This is a genomic window from Variovorax paradoxus, assembly GCF_024734665.1.
In the GTDB taxonomy this organism is placed as follows: Bacteria; Pseudomonadota; Gammaproteobacteria; order Burkholderiales; family Burkholderiaceae_C; genus Variovorax.
Genome location: NZ_CP102931.1, coordinates 313,882 through 332,009 on the forward strand (window position 1 = coordinate 313,882; position 18,128 = coordinate 332,009).

The 18,128-nt window shown below is 66.2% G+C and carries 12 protein-coding genes; 4 read left to right on the plus strand and 8 right to left on the minus strand.

Features of this window, described 5'->3' with window-relative positions:
- Positions 1-49: 49 nt before the first annotated feature.
- The 5 genes from NWF24_RS01510 to NWF24_RS01530 are packed head-to-tail and all read right to left on the minus strand — an operon-like array spanning position 50 to position 5,261.
- Entirely contained in the window at positions 50-292 is a 243-nt protein-coding gene (locus NWF24_RS01510; RefSeq protein ID WP_093078958.1) for a hypothetical protein, read from the minus strand.
- On the minus strand, positions 289-1,458 hold the full coding sequence (locus tag NWF24_RS01515; protein ID WP_218137524.1) for a colicin D domain-containing protein: 1,170 nt from the start codon (positions 1,456-1,458) through the stop codon (positions 289-291). Before NWF24_RS01515 ends, NWF24_RS01510 begins: the two co-directional genes overlap by 4 nt.
- Positions 1,458-1,805: a PAAR-like domain-containing protein gene (locus NWF24_RS01520; RefSeq protein WP_093078957.1), complete on the minus strand. Its 348-nt coding sequence runs from the start codon at positions 1,803-1,805 to the stop codon at positions 1,458-1,460. The genes NWF24_RS01515 and NWF24_RS01520 overlap by 1 nt, the downstream gene beginning before the upstream one ends.
- A complete protein-coding gene (locus tag NWF24_RS01525) occupies positions 1,802-2,974 on the minus strand; it encodes a DUF2169 family type VI secretion system accessory protein (RefSeq protein ID WP_258352695.1) in 1,173 nt (390 codons plus the stop codon). Before NWF24_RS01525 ends, NWF24_RS01520 begins: the two co-directional genes overlap by 4 nt.
- Positions 2,967-5,261, minus strand: coding sequence for a type VI secretion system Vgr family protein (locus tag NWF24_RS01530; protein WP_093078954.1), 2,295 nt, complete (start codon positions 5,259-5,261; stop codon positions 2,967-2,969). The genes NWF24_RS01525 and NWF24_RS01530 overlap by 8 nt, the downstream gene beginning before the upstream one ends.
- 191 nt (positions 5,262-5,452) lie before the next feature.
- Here NWF24_RS01530 and NWF24_RS01535 point away from each other — a divergent pair, with 191 nt between their 5' ends.
- Positions 5,453-6,097: a hypothetical protein gene (locus NWF24_RS01535; RefSeq protein ID WP_258352696.1), complete on the plus strand. Its 645-nt coding sequence runs from the start codon at positions 5,453-5,455 to the stop codon at positions 6,095-6,097.
- Positions 6,098-6,119: 22 nt separating this feature from the next.
- Here the strand turns inward: NWF24_RS01535 and NWF24_RS01540 are convergent, their stop codons facing one another.
- The 3 genes from NWF24_RS01540 to NWF24_RS01550 all read right to left on the minus strand — a co-directional run bounded on the left by NWF24_RS01540 (position 6,120) and on the right by NWF24_RS01550 (position 11,696).
- The gene (locus tag NWF24_RS01540; RefSeq protein WP_258352697.1) at positions 6,120-9,338 is read right to left on the minus strand and encodes a bifunctional cytochrome P450/NADPH--P450 reductase; all 3,219 of its coding nucleotides are present in this window, start codon (positions 9,336-9,338) and stop codon (positions 6,120-6,122) included.
- A 382-nt stretch (positions 9,339-9,720) separates the two neighbouring features.
- Positions 9,721-10,980 carry a branched-chain amino acid ABC transporter substrate-binding protein gene (locus tag NWF24_RS01545; protein ID WP_258352698.1) on the minus strand — a complete coding sequence of 420 codons (1,260 nt, stop codon included), beginning with the start codon at positions 10,978-10,980 and terminating at the stop codon, positions 9,721-9,723.
- A 26-nt stretch (positions 10,981-11,006) separates the two neighbouring features.
- Positions 11,007-11,696 (minus strand): TetR/AcrR family transcriptional regulator, encoded by a 690-nt coding sequence (locus NWF24_RS01550; protein ID WP_093078947.1) that lies wholly within the window; start codon positions 11,694-11,696, stop codon positions 11,007-11,009.
- A gap of 85 nt (positions 11,697-11,781) precedes the next feature.
- On the opposite strand from NWF24_RS01550, the gene NWF24_RS01555 reads away from it, so the two are divergent.
- The 3 genes from NWF24_RS01555 (at position 11,782) to NWF24_RS01565 (ending at position 18,099) form a co-directional block, all read left to right on the plus strand.
- Positions 11,782-13,407, plus strand: coding sequence for an AMP-binding protein (locus tag NWF24_RS01555; protein WP_258352699.1), 1,626 nt, complete (start codon positions 11,782-11,784; stop codon positions 13,405-13,407).
- A 13-nt stretch (positions 13,408-13,420) separates the two neighbouring features.
- Complete coding sequence (locus NWF24_RS01560; protein ID WP_258355408.1) at positions 13,421-16,714, plus strand: carboxyl transferase domain-containing protein; 3,294 nt, start codon at positions 13,421-13,423, stop codon at positions 16,712-16,714.
- Between the two features lie 65 nt (positions 16,715-16,779).
- Entirely contained in the window at positions 16,780-18,099 is a 1,320-nt protein-coding gene (locus tag NWF24_RS01565; RefSeq protein WP_258352700.1) for an SGNH/GDSL hydrolase family protein, read from the plus strand.
- The last annotated feature ends 29 nt before the right edge of the window (positions 18,100-18,128 follow it).

Consider the following 18,128-nt stretch of genomic DNA (forward strand, 5'->3'; position numbering starts at 1 on the left):
TGTCTGTCGGTCTTCGTCAGATCCGGGAAGCGCAGCCGAGCGGCTACGCCTAAAGGTCAAGCTCGGCTCTGAGCTTTCTCCTGATGCTCTCCATCACCGATTTGTAGTCCGGGTCGAAGATGAAATCGATTTCTGACTCGGCTGCGGATTCGATCTCTCTCAGGACATGCTCTTCTTCCGGCGAGAGACCAAACTGGGCAATCTTGGTACAGATTTCCATCAGGATGGCCATCTTGGCTTGAGGCAGAGTGATGTTCACTTCCTTGTCGAAGTCGTACTTGTCGTTCGTCACAGGCTGCCTCGTGTTTGGACGTTGTTGATCTGGGCCGGATTGAGCCGCCACCCGGAAAGAAAGTTGTGAGAAGTATCCGTCATGACATTCAGGCCCGTGGAGGGATTGAGGTAGTGGATGACAGGGTCGCCACGATACGTTCCGTTGAACATCTGTGTGCCCGGATCCTGCACGTGCGCTTCCAAGGCTGATTGATAGTTTGCGGCCGCATTCTTGCCCCAAGGATCGTTCACGCCGAAGTCCTTGGCGTGCTTGTACTTGGCCTGTAGTTGTTTCTTGTCGTACTGAACCGTAGGCCTTGGCGGTGGTGCTGGAGGGGGAGGCGGGAGGCGTCGAACGACAGTGCCTTGTGCCGGGGGCTCCGGTGGCGGATTCTGCGTCGAAGACTTTCCTCCGACGGGCCGGCCGACCGGTTCGAGGGGGGCGCCGCGAGCGTTCTCCCCGGGTCTTGGCAGAGGCTCGGGGGCATTCTTCTTTCCGCCAAGACCCACATGCGCAGCGGCCATGTCGAATGCGGCCGCGCCGACTTGATTGGCCGCCGCTACTTGCTCCTCGCTTCCTCCGAGTACACGCGTGGCCGCACCGGGGGCGCCGAAGATCGGACCCAGCAAGGCGATGCCCAGCGTGTTGCCGAAGCGCAGGTTCTGCGCACTCAGCCAGGCACTTTCGCTGCCGGAAAGCCCGTTCTCCCAGCGTGGCCCCGGCGTATAGACGTCCTGCAGGAAAGAGACTCTTCTCTTGAGCTCCAAGGACTGTTCGGGCGGCAAGGGGTTCTTGCCGGTGTAGTGGTCGTTCAGCTGCTGGAGCTTGTCGTCCAGCGCCGACTTGGGGATTTCATCTGGCATCTTTTCGCATGCCTGCTGAAATGTCTTCGCGGCCTGCAGCGCATCCGTGGGCTCAAGGCGCGCGTCGCGACCAGTGCCGATCCACATCCGCTCGTACCACGGTATCTTTTCGAAGTCTGCCTTTTCCCGCTCGTACCGCTCGCTGCAGATGCCGGGCCGGCGCCGCACCATCGGCCCCTTGGGCACCTCGAAGGTCAGCACCCTGCCGAGCGTGCCGTTGCTGTTGAAAGAGGGGGGCGAGAAGGAGGAAGAGGGCGACGACGAGGAAGACGTGGACAGCACCTGCCCCAGCGTCTTCTTGTCGTCGGGAATCGAGCTCATCAGGCGGCCCCGTTCATCTCGCAGAGATCGCCGTGGCGGGCCACGGGGCGGCTCTCGACGAAGACCGTCTGCGAGCCGGAGATGATCTTCACGTTGCCCGCGCCGAGCGAGACCCCCGAGCGCACGCCGCTGCCCGCGTTGCCCGCCACGCCCTTGACGATGCTGTCGACCATCAGCACCTTCTCGCTGCGCGCGAACACGGTGTGCGAGTAGGCCGCTTTCTCGGGCGGAAGGATCGACACGATGTCGAAGGGAACGACCTGGTTGCCGACGATGCAGAAGTCCGGCGCCACGTTGACCACCATGAACCGCGACTCCGCATCTGCGATGTGCTTTTCGGCGCTCATGCCGGTATCCCTTGACGCGCGGCGCCACCGGCCGCGATGACTTCGGTGATTGGCCGCTCGAAGAGGTCGACCGCCACCGTGTCGAGCGCCTGGTCGAGCGTGAGCCGCCAGGTCAGGTGCACGAGCATCTCGTCGAGGTCGATGTGCACGGTGTCGAGCTTCATGGCTTCGCTGCGCTCGATGCCGTCCCCGTTCCTGCACAGCGCCTCGATCCACAGGTGCGGGAGCTGGGTCTCGGTGCAGGGCGTCGAGGCGAAGAAGCCGCTCATGCGAAGGGATTCGTCGCCCCGCAGGCCACCGGCCACGACCTGGTCGGCGGGGGCGTACTGGAAGAAGCGTTCGTCGAAATCGTCGGCGTAGTCCATGTAGGGCTGTCCAGCGTGGCGTTCGCGCCAGGCGTCGTCGTAGGTTCCCGCCAGCGCGACGCGCGGCTGCCAGAAGCGCGCGACCGGCCCGAAGCCGACGGGCTGGGCGTCCTTGTGGTTGGCGTGCTGCAGCGGTGCATCGGTGTGCTCGATCTGCGGGCCGGGGAACGGCTGTCCGGCGGCATGGCGCGCCCCGGGATGATCCTCGCGGGCTGCGCTACCGAACCATCCGGTGCCGCAGGGGTTGGCCGAGTGGGTGCGGGGCGGGGCCGATTCGTCGTCGCCCTGGTCGAATCCCCATCCGCCGTAGGCGAGCTCGTAGCGCAGCGGCACGGCGAGCGTGGGCTGCGCGTCGGACAGGCTGCGCTGCGCGGCGTCCGGCTGCCAGTCCCAGTGGCGCGGCCCGGTCAGACGCAGCGCCTTGTGCAGCAGCGGTGCGTCATGGTGCCTGTGCACCTGCAGCTCCGCGCGCCAATCGCGCCTTGGCGTCCAGTCGAGGGCGTGCGCGGTGCCCGTCACGTAGACATCGGCGTCGGGCTTGAGCAGCAGCACGTCGGTCGCCATGCGCAAGCTCGACAGCGTGGCGTGCGCGGCATCCCAGGGCTCGTCGGCGAAGACCGGGCCGCGATGAAACGCCGCCGGTTCGAGCCGGCCGGGCGCGAGCACGAAGCTCGCGCACACCACCACCACGTCGTGGAAGCGCCGCCCCTTGCCCATCTTGTCGAACTGGAAGTGTGGAAAGGGGGTGCCGTTGCGCAATTGCCTCAGGCGCGGCGCGGGGATCGGCGGCGCGGGCTCAGCCATGGGCGTTGCCCTTGTCCGCCGCCAGCATTCCGACGCCGGCGGAGACCGCGGCCGAGACAGTGCCGAGCACTTGTGTCGCATGGCCTGCAGCTTCGCCGCCTCCACCGCCGCCCCCGGCCACCTGCTGGGCGATCGAGGCGAGCTGCCCCGCCTTGCCAAGCAGGTCGGCGGGGTTGCCGCCCATCAGTGCGCCCAGGCTCGCCAGCGGGCTGCCCGGCGGCTCGGCCGGCGGTGGGGTCGGCACCGCGTTGGGTTGCAGAGCGGCGCCACCGCCCATGGGGTTGAGCCAGATGTGCTCGCCGTTGACGGTCACGTCGTCGCCTTGCGCCGTGATATTGATCTTCTTGCCCGTGACGGCAATCGAGCCGTCGGCCTTGAGCTGCACCACCGACGCGCCCACCCGCAACGAGATGGTCTTGCCGTCCATCTCGATGTGGCTACCCTTGTCTCCGCCCACGGACAGCAGGTACTTCTCGCCGACCTTGGTGGTCTGGGTCTTGCCGACCATGGTGTTGTCCATCATGCCGACGACGGTGTTGCGCAGCATGCCGACGTTGAAGGAGTAGGCCAGGCCGATATTCACCATCTTGGCGAGGCCCACGTTGTGCATGTAGGCCATGCCGATCGTGGCCATCTGGTTGCGGCCCACTTTCTTGCTGCGGTCGCGGCCCACCGAGTGGGTTTCGTCATGCTCGACCTCGATGTCCTGGTTGCGCTCGGCGTGCAGCCACACCTGTTCCTGGCCTTTCCTGTCCTCGAAGCGCAAGGCATTGGCGTTGGCACCGCTGCCGCCCTCGGAGCTGCGTGTGAGCAGGCCGCTCTGCGTGGCGTTGTCGGGCAAGCTCCACGGCGGCATGTTGTCGGCGTTGTAGACGCGGCCCGTCACGATAGGCCGGTCGGGGTCGCCATTCTCGAAGTCGACGATCACCTCTTGCCCGATGCGCGGGATCTGGATGCCGCCGAAGTTGGTACCTGCCCAAGGCGAGGAAACACGAATCCAGCACGAACTGTTCTCGTCCTTGGTGCAATAGCGGTTCCAGTGAAAGCTCAGTTTCACGCGGCCGTATTCGTCGGTCCAGATCTCGCGGCCCGCCGGGCCCGTGACGATGGCGGTCTGCGGACCTGTGGTGCGCGGCCTTGGCTCCGGCGGCACTGGCGCACGAAAAACCTTGCTCGTCGGGATGACCTCGAAGTCCACCCGGCATTCGAACTCCTGCTGCGAGCTTGCATCGCCCACGTCCTGCAGTCGCAGGTGTGTGTTCGTCACGAGGTACTGCCGATTCGCTTCGTTCTGAGGATGGCGCTCCAGCGTGAGCAGGCAGCCCGGCACCACCGCACGCAGGTTGCCCGAGCCGCTGGCACGCTCGCCCTGACTGCCGACCTCCTCCATGCGCGTGCGCACCAATTGCTCGCCTTCGGATTCGACGACGTAGTCGCCCGGCCATCTGTAGTGCTCCCATGTGTTTTGCGCGGTCTTGCGCGGCATGGCACTGACTTGCTGCAACTCGGCCTTGGGGCGCTTGAAGTCGAAGTCGTCGGTGACCCAGCGGCCGCTTTGCAATTCCTCATGCGCATTGAAGCGGTCGCAGCGTTCTTCGCGTGCGGTCGCGTCGGCGGCATGGAAAGGAATGGTCTGATAGCCCGCGTGCGCGAAGGGCTGGTGAGAGGCCATGTCGTCCACGATCACCAGCTTGTGGTTGTTTTCTTCGTGCACGAAGCAGTAGTACAGGCCCCACTCGTGCAGCAGCCGGGCAATGAAGTCGTAGTCGGTTTCCCCGTACTGGACCTGGAACTCACGAGCCGGATAGCTTCGCGTGGCCCGTATCTCGAAGGGCAAGCCGTACTTGCCGAGAACAGTCTTGACGATGCCCAGCACGTCTTCGTTCTGGAAGATGCGGTAGTCGCTCGTGCGCGTTGCCAGAGTGAGCCAAGGCTCGACGACGGCTTCGTACAGCGCGCGGCGATTTTCCAGCCGCAGGAAGCGCACGCGCGTGACCAGCCCTGAGATGTGGCGCTGCTCCGGACCTGAGCCGGGCCTGCCATCCAGAACGATGTGCGTGGTGAGCGTCTCGCCGATCAACTGCTTGATGGCGACATTGGCCGCCTGACGCTCGTTGTAGCCCTGCTGTTCGGGGGTGGCGAGGGTCAGGGTATAGCGAAAAAGACGGCTCAAACCCTCTTCGCCTTCAATCGCGATGGGCTCCAGTGCCGGCTCGTTGCCGAACGCAGGCATTGCAGACGAGGAAGCGGTGAGAACACGCGCAAGCTGCGCGGTGCCTATTGGCATGAAATCTCCCTGGTGTTCTGACTGACGAAGCAAATCGTAGCAATTCGAGCCTGAAACGCCAGTAGCACGATAGATTGCTATCGCCCCAACAATCTGGTGGGACCGGGCGGGCGTTTTGCAAAGCCGGCTCGCGCGACCATGACTTCCGTCACTTGTGCCGCAGCGGCCCCGCCCAAAACAATAGCGGAGTCATGTACCCCGACCTGCCGCCCGTCTATCCCCGCATCAAGCACGTCGACTTCCTCGAAGCCGTGCAGCCGATGCTCGACCAGATCGAGGCGCGGGGCGGCAACCGCGAGGCGCAGACGCCCGTGGCCTACCCCTTCGCTGGCGATTCCGATCTGCTGATGACGTTCGCGCTCGACACGCCCACGCAGTTCGTCACGCTGACGCACGAAGGCATGGCGGAAACGGGGCTCGACCCGCAGTCGCTGTACGAACTGGCGATCGACAACATGCTCCGGCAGGTGGAGCCCAATCTCGGCACGCAGGATCTTGTCATGTACAAGGCCCTGGTGACGGGCGACGACTTTGAGGCCTGCATGCTGCTGCTGCCGGACCTCTGGGAGCAGCTGTCACAAGGGTTCAAGGGCGAGTTGATAGCCGTGGTGCCGAGCCGCAGCGTCATCTACTTCATGGACAGCGGGGCGAGCTTCGAGGCCCGGGGGAAGTCGATCACGGCCGAGACCATGCTGGGCCTCATGTGTTCAGCCGCTGCCGAGGTCAAGGCCGAGGCGGGGCCCAATGGCCTCTCCGACAAGGTGATGGCGCTGACCCCGGACGGCTGGCACGTTCGCGGCACCTTCGAGGACCACATGTCGGCACTGGAGGCCTGACGAGGCCTCCACGGGCTTCCTTTCAGCTGCCGGCCCACACGTCCAGCACGTAGCGCTGGTCGGCAATCATCTTGTCCATCCACGCCGTGCTGTCGTGCCCATGCTCGCGCGCCAGATCGCTCAGCGTGCGCCGCACGTCGGGCTCCATGCGCGAGCCGTCGCCGCACACGTAGACCACCGCGCCGGCCTCCAGCAGCTTCCACACTTCGGCGGCCTGCTCGCGGATCAGGTCCTGCACATAGACCTTGCGCTCGCCCGCGCGCGAGAACGCGGTGTGCAGTTTCATCACGCCGCGGTGCGCCCAGGCCTGGAGTTCGTCGGCGTAGATGAAGTCCTGCTCGGGATGGCGGCATCCGAAGAACAGCAGCGCCTCGCCGAGCGCGTTGCCTGCCTCGATCTGCGCCGCGCGCTCCTGCAGGAACCCACGGAACGGTGCGAGGCCCGTGCCTGGGCCGACCATGATGAGCGGTCGGCTCGCATCGTCCGGCAGCCGGAAGCCTTCGGCCGTGGTCTCGCGCACCACGCCGTGCACCGTGTCGCCGGCCTCTGCGCGCGCCAGGAAGTTGGAGCACACGCCCTCGAAAGTACCGATGCCCGACTTGGCCGGGCCGCTCACCACACCCACCGTCACGCTGCACTTGCCCGGCGTCATCGTCGGCGACGAAGAGATCGAGTAGTAGCGCGGCGACAGCGGCGACAGCATTTCGAGAAACACAGCGAACGGCACCTGGCAGGCGCGGTGCTCTTCCAGCAGGTCGAGCAGCGACTTGCGCTTGTGGAGCACGTCGGCCTTGTATGCGGCCTGCGAAGCCTCGTCGCTGCCCGACAGCGCCGCGAGCCTGGGCTTGGTGAACGGGCACTCGGTGTAGGCCGCGAGCGTGGCGATCTGCTTGCGCGTGGCCACGTCCTGCAGCTCGACGTAGTCGCCCAGCAGGCGGTCGACCGCAATCACCTGCTCCACTGGCAGCGCTGCCTTGCGGCCCGCGCCAGCATGCAGGCGCACGTGGGCCGTGCGATCGAAGCCGAAGCGCGCCATCGCGCGTTCGACCTGCGCCGGGCTGTTGCGCGGCACCACGCTCAGGTGGTCGCCGGCGCGGTAGATCAGGCCCTCGGGCAGCATCAGCTCGACGTGGCGCGTGGAGCGGCCGGCTTCTCCGTTGCCTCCGCTTTGCAGCTCGCGGTTCTCGATCACCCGCAGCGCCACCGCGCCCAGCGCATCGACGATCGCGTTCTTCTGCGGCGGCGGCAGCTCTTCGAGCGTGTAGAGCGGTTCGCTCTGCACGGGCGTGTCGGCGCCGGTCTTGATGTCGAAGGCCTTCACCAGCTCGGGCCAGAGCGCGTCGCTCCAGTCCTGGAAGGCGCCGTCCATGTCCTCGCGCGCATCGCCTTCGCCGCGCGGATGCACGCGCGTGGCGCCCAGTGCTTCGAGCCGCTCGTCGATGCGGCGCGGCACGGCCTGGTAGGTGGCGGCCCAGTCGGTGTTGCCGCAGCCGAACACGCTGAAGCGCACGCCGTTGAGCGAATCGTCGGCCTTGTCGAGCCAGCGATGGAACTCGGCCGCGTTGTCGGGCGCCACGCCGTTGTACGAGGCGCAGACGATGGCCACCGCGCCGTTGGCAGGCAGCCGCTCGGCATAGTCGTCGAGCGAGGCCAGCTGCGTGGAGAAGCCGCGCATCTCGCCGGCCTCGGCGAGTTGGCGCGCAAGGTCTTCGGCCGTGCCGAGGTTGGAGCCCTGCAGCACCAGCAGCGAGGTGCCATGGCGTGCTGTCTGGGGTTTGCGCGCGGCAGCTTGCACGGGCTGCACGGGGGCTGCGGCCGCGTCGGTCATGTTGCCGCGCGGACGCGAAGCCGGGTCGCGCAGCAGCGCCTTGATCTTGAAGTTCTCGGGCTTGATCGTCAGCGCTTCCTTGATCTTCAGCTTGTAGCCCGTGTGGTCCACGAGGTTGAAGCGCTGCAGGATCATCCCCAGCGTGAGCACCGCCTCCTGCAGCGCAAACTGCCGCCCGATGCAGGCGCGCTGCCCGTTGCCGAAGGGCTTGAATGCGTTCACCGGCCGCTCGCGCTCGGCCTCGCGCGTGAAGTTGTCGGGGTTGAACTGGTCGGCATCCTCGCCCCAGATGCCCTTGTCACGATGCAGCGCCAGCGCATGCATGATGATCATGTTGTTCTTCTTGATCGTGTACTGGCCGCCGATCTTCGTGTCTTCCTTGGCGCGCATCGAGATCGCGGGCGCGGTCGGGTACAGGCGCAGCGATTCCTTCAGCACCTGCATCACGTACTGCAGGCGGTTGACCTGCGCGTAGGTGGGCTTCTGCGTGGTGTCGGGGCCGAACACGTTGTCGACCTCGGCCTGCGCCTTGGCCATGGCCTCGGGACTGTTCAGCAGGAAGTAGATGGCAAAGGACAGCAGGCCGCTGGTGGTTTCATGCCCCGCGATGAGAAATTCGATGCACTCGTCGCGGATCATCTTGTCGGTGAGCTGCTCGCCGCTCTTCTTGTCCACGCCCGCGATCATGTAGCTCAGCAGGTCGGGCTTGGTGGCGATGTCGGCGCCGCTCGTGCGCCGCTCTTCGATGATGTCTTCCACCATCTTGTGCATGTAGCGGATGTCCTTGCGCTGCTGCGTGAGCTCCTTCTTCAGCATCAGCTCTTCGAGCGGCAGGCCGCGGCGGTTCTGCACCGTCTCCAGCGTGCGCACCATCGCATCGACGAAGGGATGAAAGCCCTCGCGGTAGAACGAGTTGAAGCGATAGCCGAAGCCGCACAGGCCTATGGTGTCGAGCGTGAGCGCGGTCATGTCGCGCACCACGTCCACCTCTTCGTCGAAGTTCAGGCGCTCCCACTTGGTGACCAGCTGCCCCGCGATGTCCAGCATCATCGGGTGATAGGCCTGCATCGCGCGCTGGCTGAAGTTGGCCAGCAGGATGTTGTGCGGCTTCGACCAGGTCTCCTCGTGCGTGTCCGAAGTGAAGAGCCCGTGCGAGGCGGCGCGCAGCCGTCGCAATGCACCGCGCGTGCTCTTGTCGAAGCGCGGCTCCTCGCAGAGTTCGTCGACCAGCGCGGGCGACGACACCACGATCACCGGCATGCCCGGCATGTCCAGCCAGTAGATACCACCGAGGTCTTGCGCGATCTTCCACATGTCGAGCACGGGAGAGTCGGACCCGATCGACAGCAGATTCCCGACGAAGGGTTTCTTCGCCGGATGCGGGATCGGGTAGAGCGAGTTTTTGCCTGCCATGGTCTTGTTGTGCCTTTGGAATGGACCCGCCTCTGATATCCGGGGTGTAACAACCGGAGTATCCCGATGGCATGGGGGGCAGGCAGGACGGGGTTTCCCTTAGGCTGGGGAGTTCATTCAGGGCGAGCTCACACCGACGGGGTGCCTTGCTCCGCGAATGTCCCCCGGCCTGCGGCCTCCTCCTTTATTTCGCTGCGCAAGGCACCCCATCGGCGTGAGCGTTGGGCAGAGCGGTGGTTCATCGCGAGATCACCAGCAGCGTGCCCCGGTGCGAAGAGCACCGGGTGCTCCCCGCAGCGAAATAAAGGAGGAGCCGAAGGCGGGGGACATTCGCGGAGGGGAGTACCCGGTGTTCTTCGCATGCACCCTGAAAGTCAGAGAGTCAGGGCCGAACCATCTTGCACTCAGTCCCCTGCGCCAGCTCGTTCCCGGTATAGACCGCGTCAGTGCGAAAGCCGTAGTTGGTGCCTTCCCAGCCCGTCTTCACGGTCTTGCCATCCACCGGCACGATGGTGTTGACCACCTGCGGCAGCAGCAACTGGTGGTCTTCGGCACGCATACGTACCGGCCCCACCACCGAGTCGAACGTCAGGTCTTCGAGCGCCCGCGCCACCTTGATGGTGTCGGCGCTGCCGGCCTTGTTGATGGCCGCGGCCAGCAGGCGCGGCGTCATGTCGATGCGCGGCGCGAGGAAGTCCTTGCCCGTCTTGGCCTTGTAGGCCTTGGCCAGCGCGTCGACCTTCGGCGTGTCAGCCTCGCCCGGGTGCCATTCGGCCACCCAGGTCAGCTGCCCCAGCTTCGCCTGCGACACCGCAGTGACCGTGCCCGGCACCGAGCCCGCGCTGTGGTTGAAGTAACGCAGGTTGTAGCCCGCGTCGCCCGCTGCCTTCAGCAGCAGCGTCATGTCCTGGCCCCAGTTGCCGGTAATGACCGAATCGGCCCCGCTCTGCTTCACGTTGGCGATGTACGGCGCGAAGTCTTTCACGCGGCCGATGGGGTGCAGCGCCTCGCCCACGAACTGGATGTCCGGCCGCGCCAGGCCCACCAGCTGGCGGCCATAGCTGGCCCACTGCTTGCCGTGCGCGTAGTCCTGGTTCAGCAGATAGACCTTCTTCACATCAGGAGTCTTCTTGATGTAATTGGCCAGCGCCTTCATCTTCATCGCCGTGTTGGCCTCGGTCTGGAAGTGCCAGAAGCTGCAGCCCTTGCCCGTCATCTCGGGGTCGATGGAGGAATGGTTCAGCACGATCAGCTCCTTGCCCGGGTTGCGCTGGTTCCAGCGCGCCACCGACTGCACCAGCGCCGTGACCACCGACGAGCCCGAACCACCGGTGACGATGGCTTTCGCACCCTGGTCGATCGCCGCCTGCAGCGCGCTCTGGCTCTCCTGCGCCGAGAGCTTGCTGTCGAACTGCAGCAGCTGGAGCTTGGTGCCGCCGAGCACGCCGCCCTTGGCGTTGATGTCCTCGATGGCGTACGGCGTGTGCATCAGCATCAGCTCGCCGACGTTGGCAAAGGGGCCGGAGAGCGGATCGATGTAGGCGATCTTGTAGGTCTGCTGTGCTTGCGCGTGCGCGGCGCCGGCAGTGGCCAGCAGGCAGGCAAGGGCGATCCGCGCCAATGGCGCCTTCTTCAACTTCATGGTTTGTCTCCGGGGTGGTTGTCTTGTCAGTTCTTCGCTTGCAGTCCGATCACGCGGCTGGCCAGCTTCGTGAGCTCGGCCACCACCTCGTCGGGCGACAGGCGCCCGCCCGGGCGGTACCAGCTGTACAGGAAGCCCGGCAAACTGCACGCCGCGAGCGCGGTGATCTTGGTTTCCGCAAAGTCGAGATCGCCATCACGCCGCGCTTCTTCGAGCAGCGGGCACAGCAGGTCGTAGAAGTGATGCGCGAGCTTCTTCTGCGCGGCGATGTACTCGGGCCGGTACACCTGCGGCTCGCGGTAGGGGAAGAAGGCGACGGGGTGATGCGTGATGGTCGCGCGAATCAGCCGCTCGATGCCTTCGAGCACCTTCTCGCTCGCGCGGCGCGGGTCGGTGGCCGCGAAGTCGAGCGCGGTGAAGCAGTCGACCGCGGGGCGCCACGACAGCGTTTCGAAGATCTCCTGCTTGTCGCGGAAGTAGTAGTACACGAAGGGCTTGGTCACGCCCAGTGCGCGCACGATCTGCGCCATGGTGGTGTTCGCGTAGCCCTGTGCCGCAAAGAGTTGCGCGGCCGCCTGCAGGATGCGCTCGCGCTGCAGGTCGGTGCCCTGCGTGGCTGCGCGCTGTCGGCCCGTGCCCTGGGGCAGGTGCGGCTGCGCCGTCGTGTCGCTCTGGTCCCCAGAGGGTTTGTGCCGTGTCGCGGAAGTTATACCCATGGGTAGGATTGTTCGTGCACCATGCACCATTGGCAAGCGCCTGCCCGGTGCAGGCGGCTATCGATAACCCTGAGAAAGTGACGCCATGGAGACATTGCCCAACCGCCCGCAGCAGCCGCTGCACGAGTACCTGCGCACCCACGCACGCGAGCGTGGCGGAAGCACCGCCTGCCTCTGGTACGGCCACGCAATGAGCTGGGCCGAACTCGACCGCGCCAGCGACGCCTTCGCGGCGCGCCTGCAGGCACTGGGCGTGAAGAAGGGCGAGCCCGTGGTGCTCTTTCTCAACAACTGTCCGCAGTACCTGGTCGCCCACTTCGGCATCCAGAAGATCGGGGCCATCGTCTGCCCGAGCGGTCCGCTCAACAAGGAGCACGAGCTGGCCTACCAGGTCAACGACCTGAAGGCGCGCGTGATCGTCGCGGCCGCACCGCTGCTGCCGGTGGTGCGCAAGGTGCAGCCGGAGAGCGCGCTCGAACATGTGTTCGTGGTGCACTACGCCGACCTGCTGCCCGACCCGTCGTCGCTCGACCTGCCGGCCGAACTGGCCGCAGAGCGCAAGGCCGAACGCAGCGTGCCCGAAGGCTACGAAGACTTCCTGGCCGTGATGCGTGGCAACGCCAAGCCGCAGCCCGTGGCCATCGACATGGACGACGTGGCGCTCATGACCTACACGTCGGGCACCACAGGCCTGCCCAAGGGCGCGATGCTGAGCTACGGCAATGCGCTCTTCAAGACGCGCGCCGCGGCCGACTGCAACGGCGTGGGGCCGGGCGACGTGCTGCTGTCCATCGCGCCGCTGTATCACATTGCCGGCATGCTGATGGGTGTCAACGTGCCGGTGCTGACCGGTGCGGCTTCGGTGCTGTTGCACCGTTTCGACCCACGCGCCGTGCTGCAGGCCATTGCCGCCTACAAGGTGAGCTGGTGGTACAGCATCGCGCCGATGAACGTGGCCTGCATGCAGGTAAGCGACATCGCAAGCTTCGACTTGAGCAGCCTGAAGATGAATCCGGTGACCAGCTTCGGCATCACCTTCACCGAGCCGCTGGCGCAGCAATGGCGCACGCACGCACCGAACTGCACTTCATTCGAGGCCGCCTACGGCCTGAGCGAAACCCACACCTGCGACACCTACACACCGCACCACGCGCCGCGCTGGGGCACGCAGGGCATCGCAGTGCCGGGCGTGACCATCCGCATCGTCAATCCCGACGTGGAGGGCGACACGCAGGCTGACATGCCGGTGGGCGAGGTCGGCGAGATCGTGCTCACCAGCCCGGGCACCTTCAAGGGCTACTGGAACAAGCCCGAAGCCACTGCTGCCACGCTGCGCAATGGCTGGGTGCACACCGGCGACATGGGCAAGCTCGATGCCGACGGGTATCTCACCTTCATCGGCCGCTTCAAGGAAATGATCAAGGTCTCGGGCTACAGCGTGTTCCCCGAAGAGGTCGAAACCATCCTCATCAAGCACCCGGCAGTGGCGCAGGCGGCCGTCATCGCGCAGCCCGATGCAGAGAAGGGCGAGGTCGTGAAGGCATTCATCGTGCGCAAGCCAGGTGCCGGGCTCGATGCCGACGCCCTCATCGCCTGGGCGCGCGACAACATGGCGAGCTACAAGGCGCCGCGCGCCGTGAGTTTCATCGATGCATTGCCAACGACCGGCGCGGGCAAGGTGCTGCGCCGTTTGCTCAAAGACAAAAGCTGAGAGGTCCCGCTTGTTGTTCTCCAAAGTTCTGATTGCCAACCGCGGCGAGATCGCCGTGCGTCTGGTGCGCGCGCTGCGCGACCTGGGCATCGCCAGCGTGGCGGTGCATGCGCGCGACGATGCGGCGGCGCTGCATGTGCAGCTGGCCGACACAGCAGTCGCGCTCGATGCGACCGGGCCTTCCGCGTATCTCGATGTCGCGGCGCTGATCGCGGTGGCCAAGGCACAGGGCTGCGATGCGGTGCATCCCGGCTACGGCTTTCTCAGCGAGCGCGCCGATTTCGCACAAGCCTGCGCGGATGCCGGCCTTGTCTTCATCGGCCCCACGCCAGAGCAACTTGGCCTGTTCGGCGACAAGGCGCGCGCACGCGCACTGGCCGCGCAATGCGACGTGCCTGTGATGCCCGGCAGCGTGGGCGCAGTGACGCTCGCGCAGGCACAGGCCTTCTTCGCCGAGCAGCATGCAAAGGGCGCGGACGTGATGGTCAAGGCCATCGGCGGCGGTGGCGGGCGCGGCATGCGCGCGGTGCTGAACGCTGAAGAACTGCCCGAGGCGCATGCGCGCTGCATGTCCGAAGCCAAGGCCGCCTTCGGCATCGAAGGCGTGTATGTCGAGCGGCTGATGCGCAATGCGCGGCACATCGAAGTGCAGGTGCTGGGTGACGGCCACGCCGTGGCCAGCCTCGGCGAGCGCGAATGCACGCTGCAGCGGCGCTTTCAGAAACTGGTGGAGATCGCGCCGAGCCCTTCGCTGCCCGAGGCCCTGCGCGCACAGGTCACGCAAGCTGCGCTGCGCATGGCGAAGACGGTGAGCTATCGCGGCCTCGGCACCTTCGAATTTCTGGTCGATGCGGCATCGACGACGCTGCCCTTCGTCTTCATCGAGGCGAACCCGCGCCTGCAGGTCGAGCACACGGTGACGGAAGCTGTGACGGGGCTGGATCTCGTGCAGTTGCAGATCGCCGTGGCAGCGGGGCAGTCGCTGGGCGAACTTGGTGTTGAGCCCGATTGCACCGCGCCGCAGCGCGGCTTCGCGGTGCAGTGGCGCATCAACGCGGAGACGCTCGATGCGCAAGGAAACGCGCGGCCTTCGGGCGGCACGCTCGCGCGCTTCGACCTGCCGGCCGGCCCCGGCGTGCGCGTGGACACGCACGGCTACGCGGGCCTCGCGCCTTCGCCGCATTACGACACGCTGCTCGCCAAGCTCATCGTGCACTCGCCCTCGCCGCGCTTCGAAGACGCCCTGCGCCGTTCGCTGCGCGCGCTGGACGAATGCCACATCGACGGCATCGCCACGAACCTTTCGCTGCTGCGCGCCATCGCGGCGCGGCCCGAGTTTGCGACGCAGGCGGTGCACACGCGCTTCGTGGAGGCACATCTGGGCGATCTGCTCGCGGCTGCTGCGGTGCTGGAGAAGCATGCAAAGAAGACGGTGGCGACACCCGCAGCGCAAGCGGTCGTCGCCGATGACGAATCGGACGAGCTCACCGTCAAGGCCCCGATGCCCGCCCGCCTCGTGCAGTTCGAAGTCGCCGTCGGCGACGTGCTGCCCGCAGGCGCGCAACTCGGCGTGCTCGAAGCCATGAAGATGGAGCACCTGCTGCACGCGCCGGTGGCTGGCCGCGTAGTCGCGCTGCTGGCCGAGCCCGGTGACTATCTGGTCGAAGGCCAGTCGCTGGTGCAACTGGAAGCCGTCGACGCGCAAGCCGTGCAAGCCGAGGCAAGCGCAGAGCACGATCTCGATGCGGTCCGCCCCGATCTGCAGAAGGTCATTGACCGCCACGCGCCCACGCTCGACGCGAATCGCAAGGCCGCCGTCGACAAGCGGCACGCACAAGGCGGCCGCACCGCGCGCGAGAACATCGCCGACCTGTGCGACACCGAGTCCGACCCTGGCAACTTCATCGAGTACGGCGCACTCGCCATCGCCGCACAAACGCGTCGTCGCACGCTCGAAGACCTGATCGCCAACACGCCCGCGGACGGCATGGTCACGGGCCTGGGCAGCATCAACGCGAAGCAGTTCGGCCCCGAGGTGTCGCGCTGCGCCGTGCTGGCCTACGACTACACCGTGCTGGCCGGCACGCAGGGCATGCGCAACCACCACAAGACAGACCGGCTGCTGACGGTGGCGCATCAGCTGAAGCTGCCAGTGGTGCTGTTCGCCGAAGGTGGCGGTGGTCGTCCCGGCGATACGGACATGCCGATCGTCGCGGGCCTGAACAATCACACCTTCAGCCAGTTCGCGGCGCTGTCGGGCAAGGTGCCCGTGGTGGGCATCGTGCACGGACGATGCTTCGCGGGCAATGCGGCGCTGCTGGGGTGCGCCGACGTGATCATCGCCACGAAGGGCAGCAACATCGGCATGAGCGGCCCCGCAATGATCGAGGGCGGCGGGCTCGGCACCTTCGCGCCCGAGCAGATCGGGCCCAGCAGTGTGCAGTCGCGCAACGGCGTGATCGACATCCTGGTGGAAGACGAAGCTGCGGCGGTGGCCGCAGCCAAGCAATACCTGTCGTACTTCCAGGGCGCGACCACCGATTGGCAATGCGCCGACCCGCGCACGCTGCGCCACGTGGTTCCCGAAAACCGCCTGCGCGTGTACGACGTGCGTGCCGCGATGCGCGGCGTGGCCGACACCGGCTCGCTGCTCGAATTGCGCGCGGGTTTCGGCGCGGGCATCGTCACTGCGCTTGCGCGCATCGAGGGCCGGCCGGTGGGGCTGATGGCCAACAACCCGCATCACCTTGGTGGCGCGATCGATGTGGAAGCAGCCGACAAATCCGCGCGATTCATGCAGCTTTGCAATGCGCATGGCCTTCCAATTGTTTCGTTGTGCGACACGCCCGGCTTCATGGTCGGGCCCGAAATCGAGGCGCAGGCGCAGGTGCGCCATGTGTGCCGCATGTTCATGGTGGCCTCGCATCTGCGCGTGCCATTCTTCGCCGTGGTGCTTCGCAAGGGCTACGGGCTGGGCGCGCAGGCGATGACTGCGGGCGGCTTCGACGCGCCGGTTTTCACCGTGGCCTGGCCCACCGGCGAATTCGGCGCGATGGGGCTGGAAGGTGCTGTGCGGTTGGGTTTTCGCAAGGAACTGGCCGCTGCACCCGAGGGTGCGGAGCGCGATGCACTGTTCAAGAAACTGGTCGCGCAGCAGTATGCGAACGGCGAAGCAATCCACATGGCGCAGACGCTGGAGATCGACGCGGTGATCGATCCGGCCAACACGCGCACCTGGTTGGTGCGTGGCCTCTCGTCCGCGACGAAAGCACCAGAGGCTGCCTCTGCCTATGTAGACACTTGGTAACTCGCCCTTAGACCTCGTCACGCGCGGGGGCACAGTGGCTCCGTACACTGCGACGCTTTGCGCGCATGAAACTGGTTTCCATTTGGGCAGAGCGCCTGCGCGACGTGACCGTCGCGCACTGGGTGGCTGCCCTTTGCCTCGCAGTGCTGGCCGTCGGCGTGCAGGCTGTGACGCCCGACGACCATCCACGGCAGCCCGCCGAGGCGCATTGGGTTGCGAGCTGGGCCGTGGCGCCGGTCGATTTCACGGAGATGGCCGCAGCCCCCGGCGGTGCGAACTATTCGTCGCCCGCCGGTAATGACCTGCGCGGACGGACGCTGCGTCAGAAGGTCGAAATGTCGCTGGACGGCGAGCGCATCCGCATCCGCTTCTCGAACCGCTTCGGCAAGACGCCGCTGCGCATTGCCGCCGCGAGCGCGGCACGCGGCACCGGTGCCGATGCGTTCTCGCCGACCACGCTGCGCGTGCTGCGTTTCGGCGGCCGCACCACCATGACCATTGCGCCCGGGGCGGATGCCTGGAGCGATGGCATCGACCTGCCGGTGCAGGCGGGACAGACGGTGGTCGTGAGCGCCTTCTTCGACCGCACCACGCCTTTTGCCACTGTCTCCATGCTGGAGCCGGGCACGACATGGGTAGCGCCCGGCAATGCCGTGATGGCGCCGAAGCTGAAGAACCCCTCGCCGCTGGTGCTGAACCAGATCGTGACCGGGCTCGACGTGCTCACCACCAAGTCCGTGCGCACTGTCGTGGCCTTCGGCGACTCGATCACAGCGGGCACCGCAGAGGCCAACTTCGGGGCCTATCCCGACATGCTTGCCACGCGCCTGCGCGATACGCAGCGCGCCGGGCAAGACGTTGCAGTGCTCAATGCCGGCATTGGCGGCAATCGCCTGCTGGCCGACGGCCTGGGGCCCAGCGGTCTCTCCCGTTTCGAGCGCGATGCATTGCGGCAGAGCAGCGTGACGCACGCGATCATCCTGCTGGGCACCAACGACATCGGCCGCACCTTGTTCACCAAGGTGCCGGGCGCAGAGATAAAGCCGCGCGACATGCCGACGACCGAGCGCATCACCGAGGGGTTGGAGCAACTGGTCAAGCAGGCCCGCGCCAAGGGCGTGAAGGTGCTGCTCGGCACCGTGCCGCCGTTCAGGAACACGCCTTACTGGAGCGAGGCCAGCGAGGCCATGCGCGAAGGTGTCAACCGCTGGATCCGTGGCCAGCAGGACATCGACGGCGTCGTCGATTTCGACGCGGCATTGCGCGACCCTGCGGACCCGAAGGCGCTGAATCCGCTGTATGACTCGGGCGACCACCTGCACCCCAACAAGGCCGGCCATGCGGCGATGGCCACAGCCATCGATCTGCGCGAATTGCAGGAGTGAGCGCTCGCCGGGGCGCTCAAAGGCGAGTC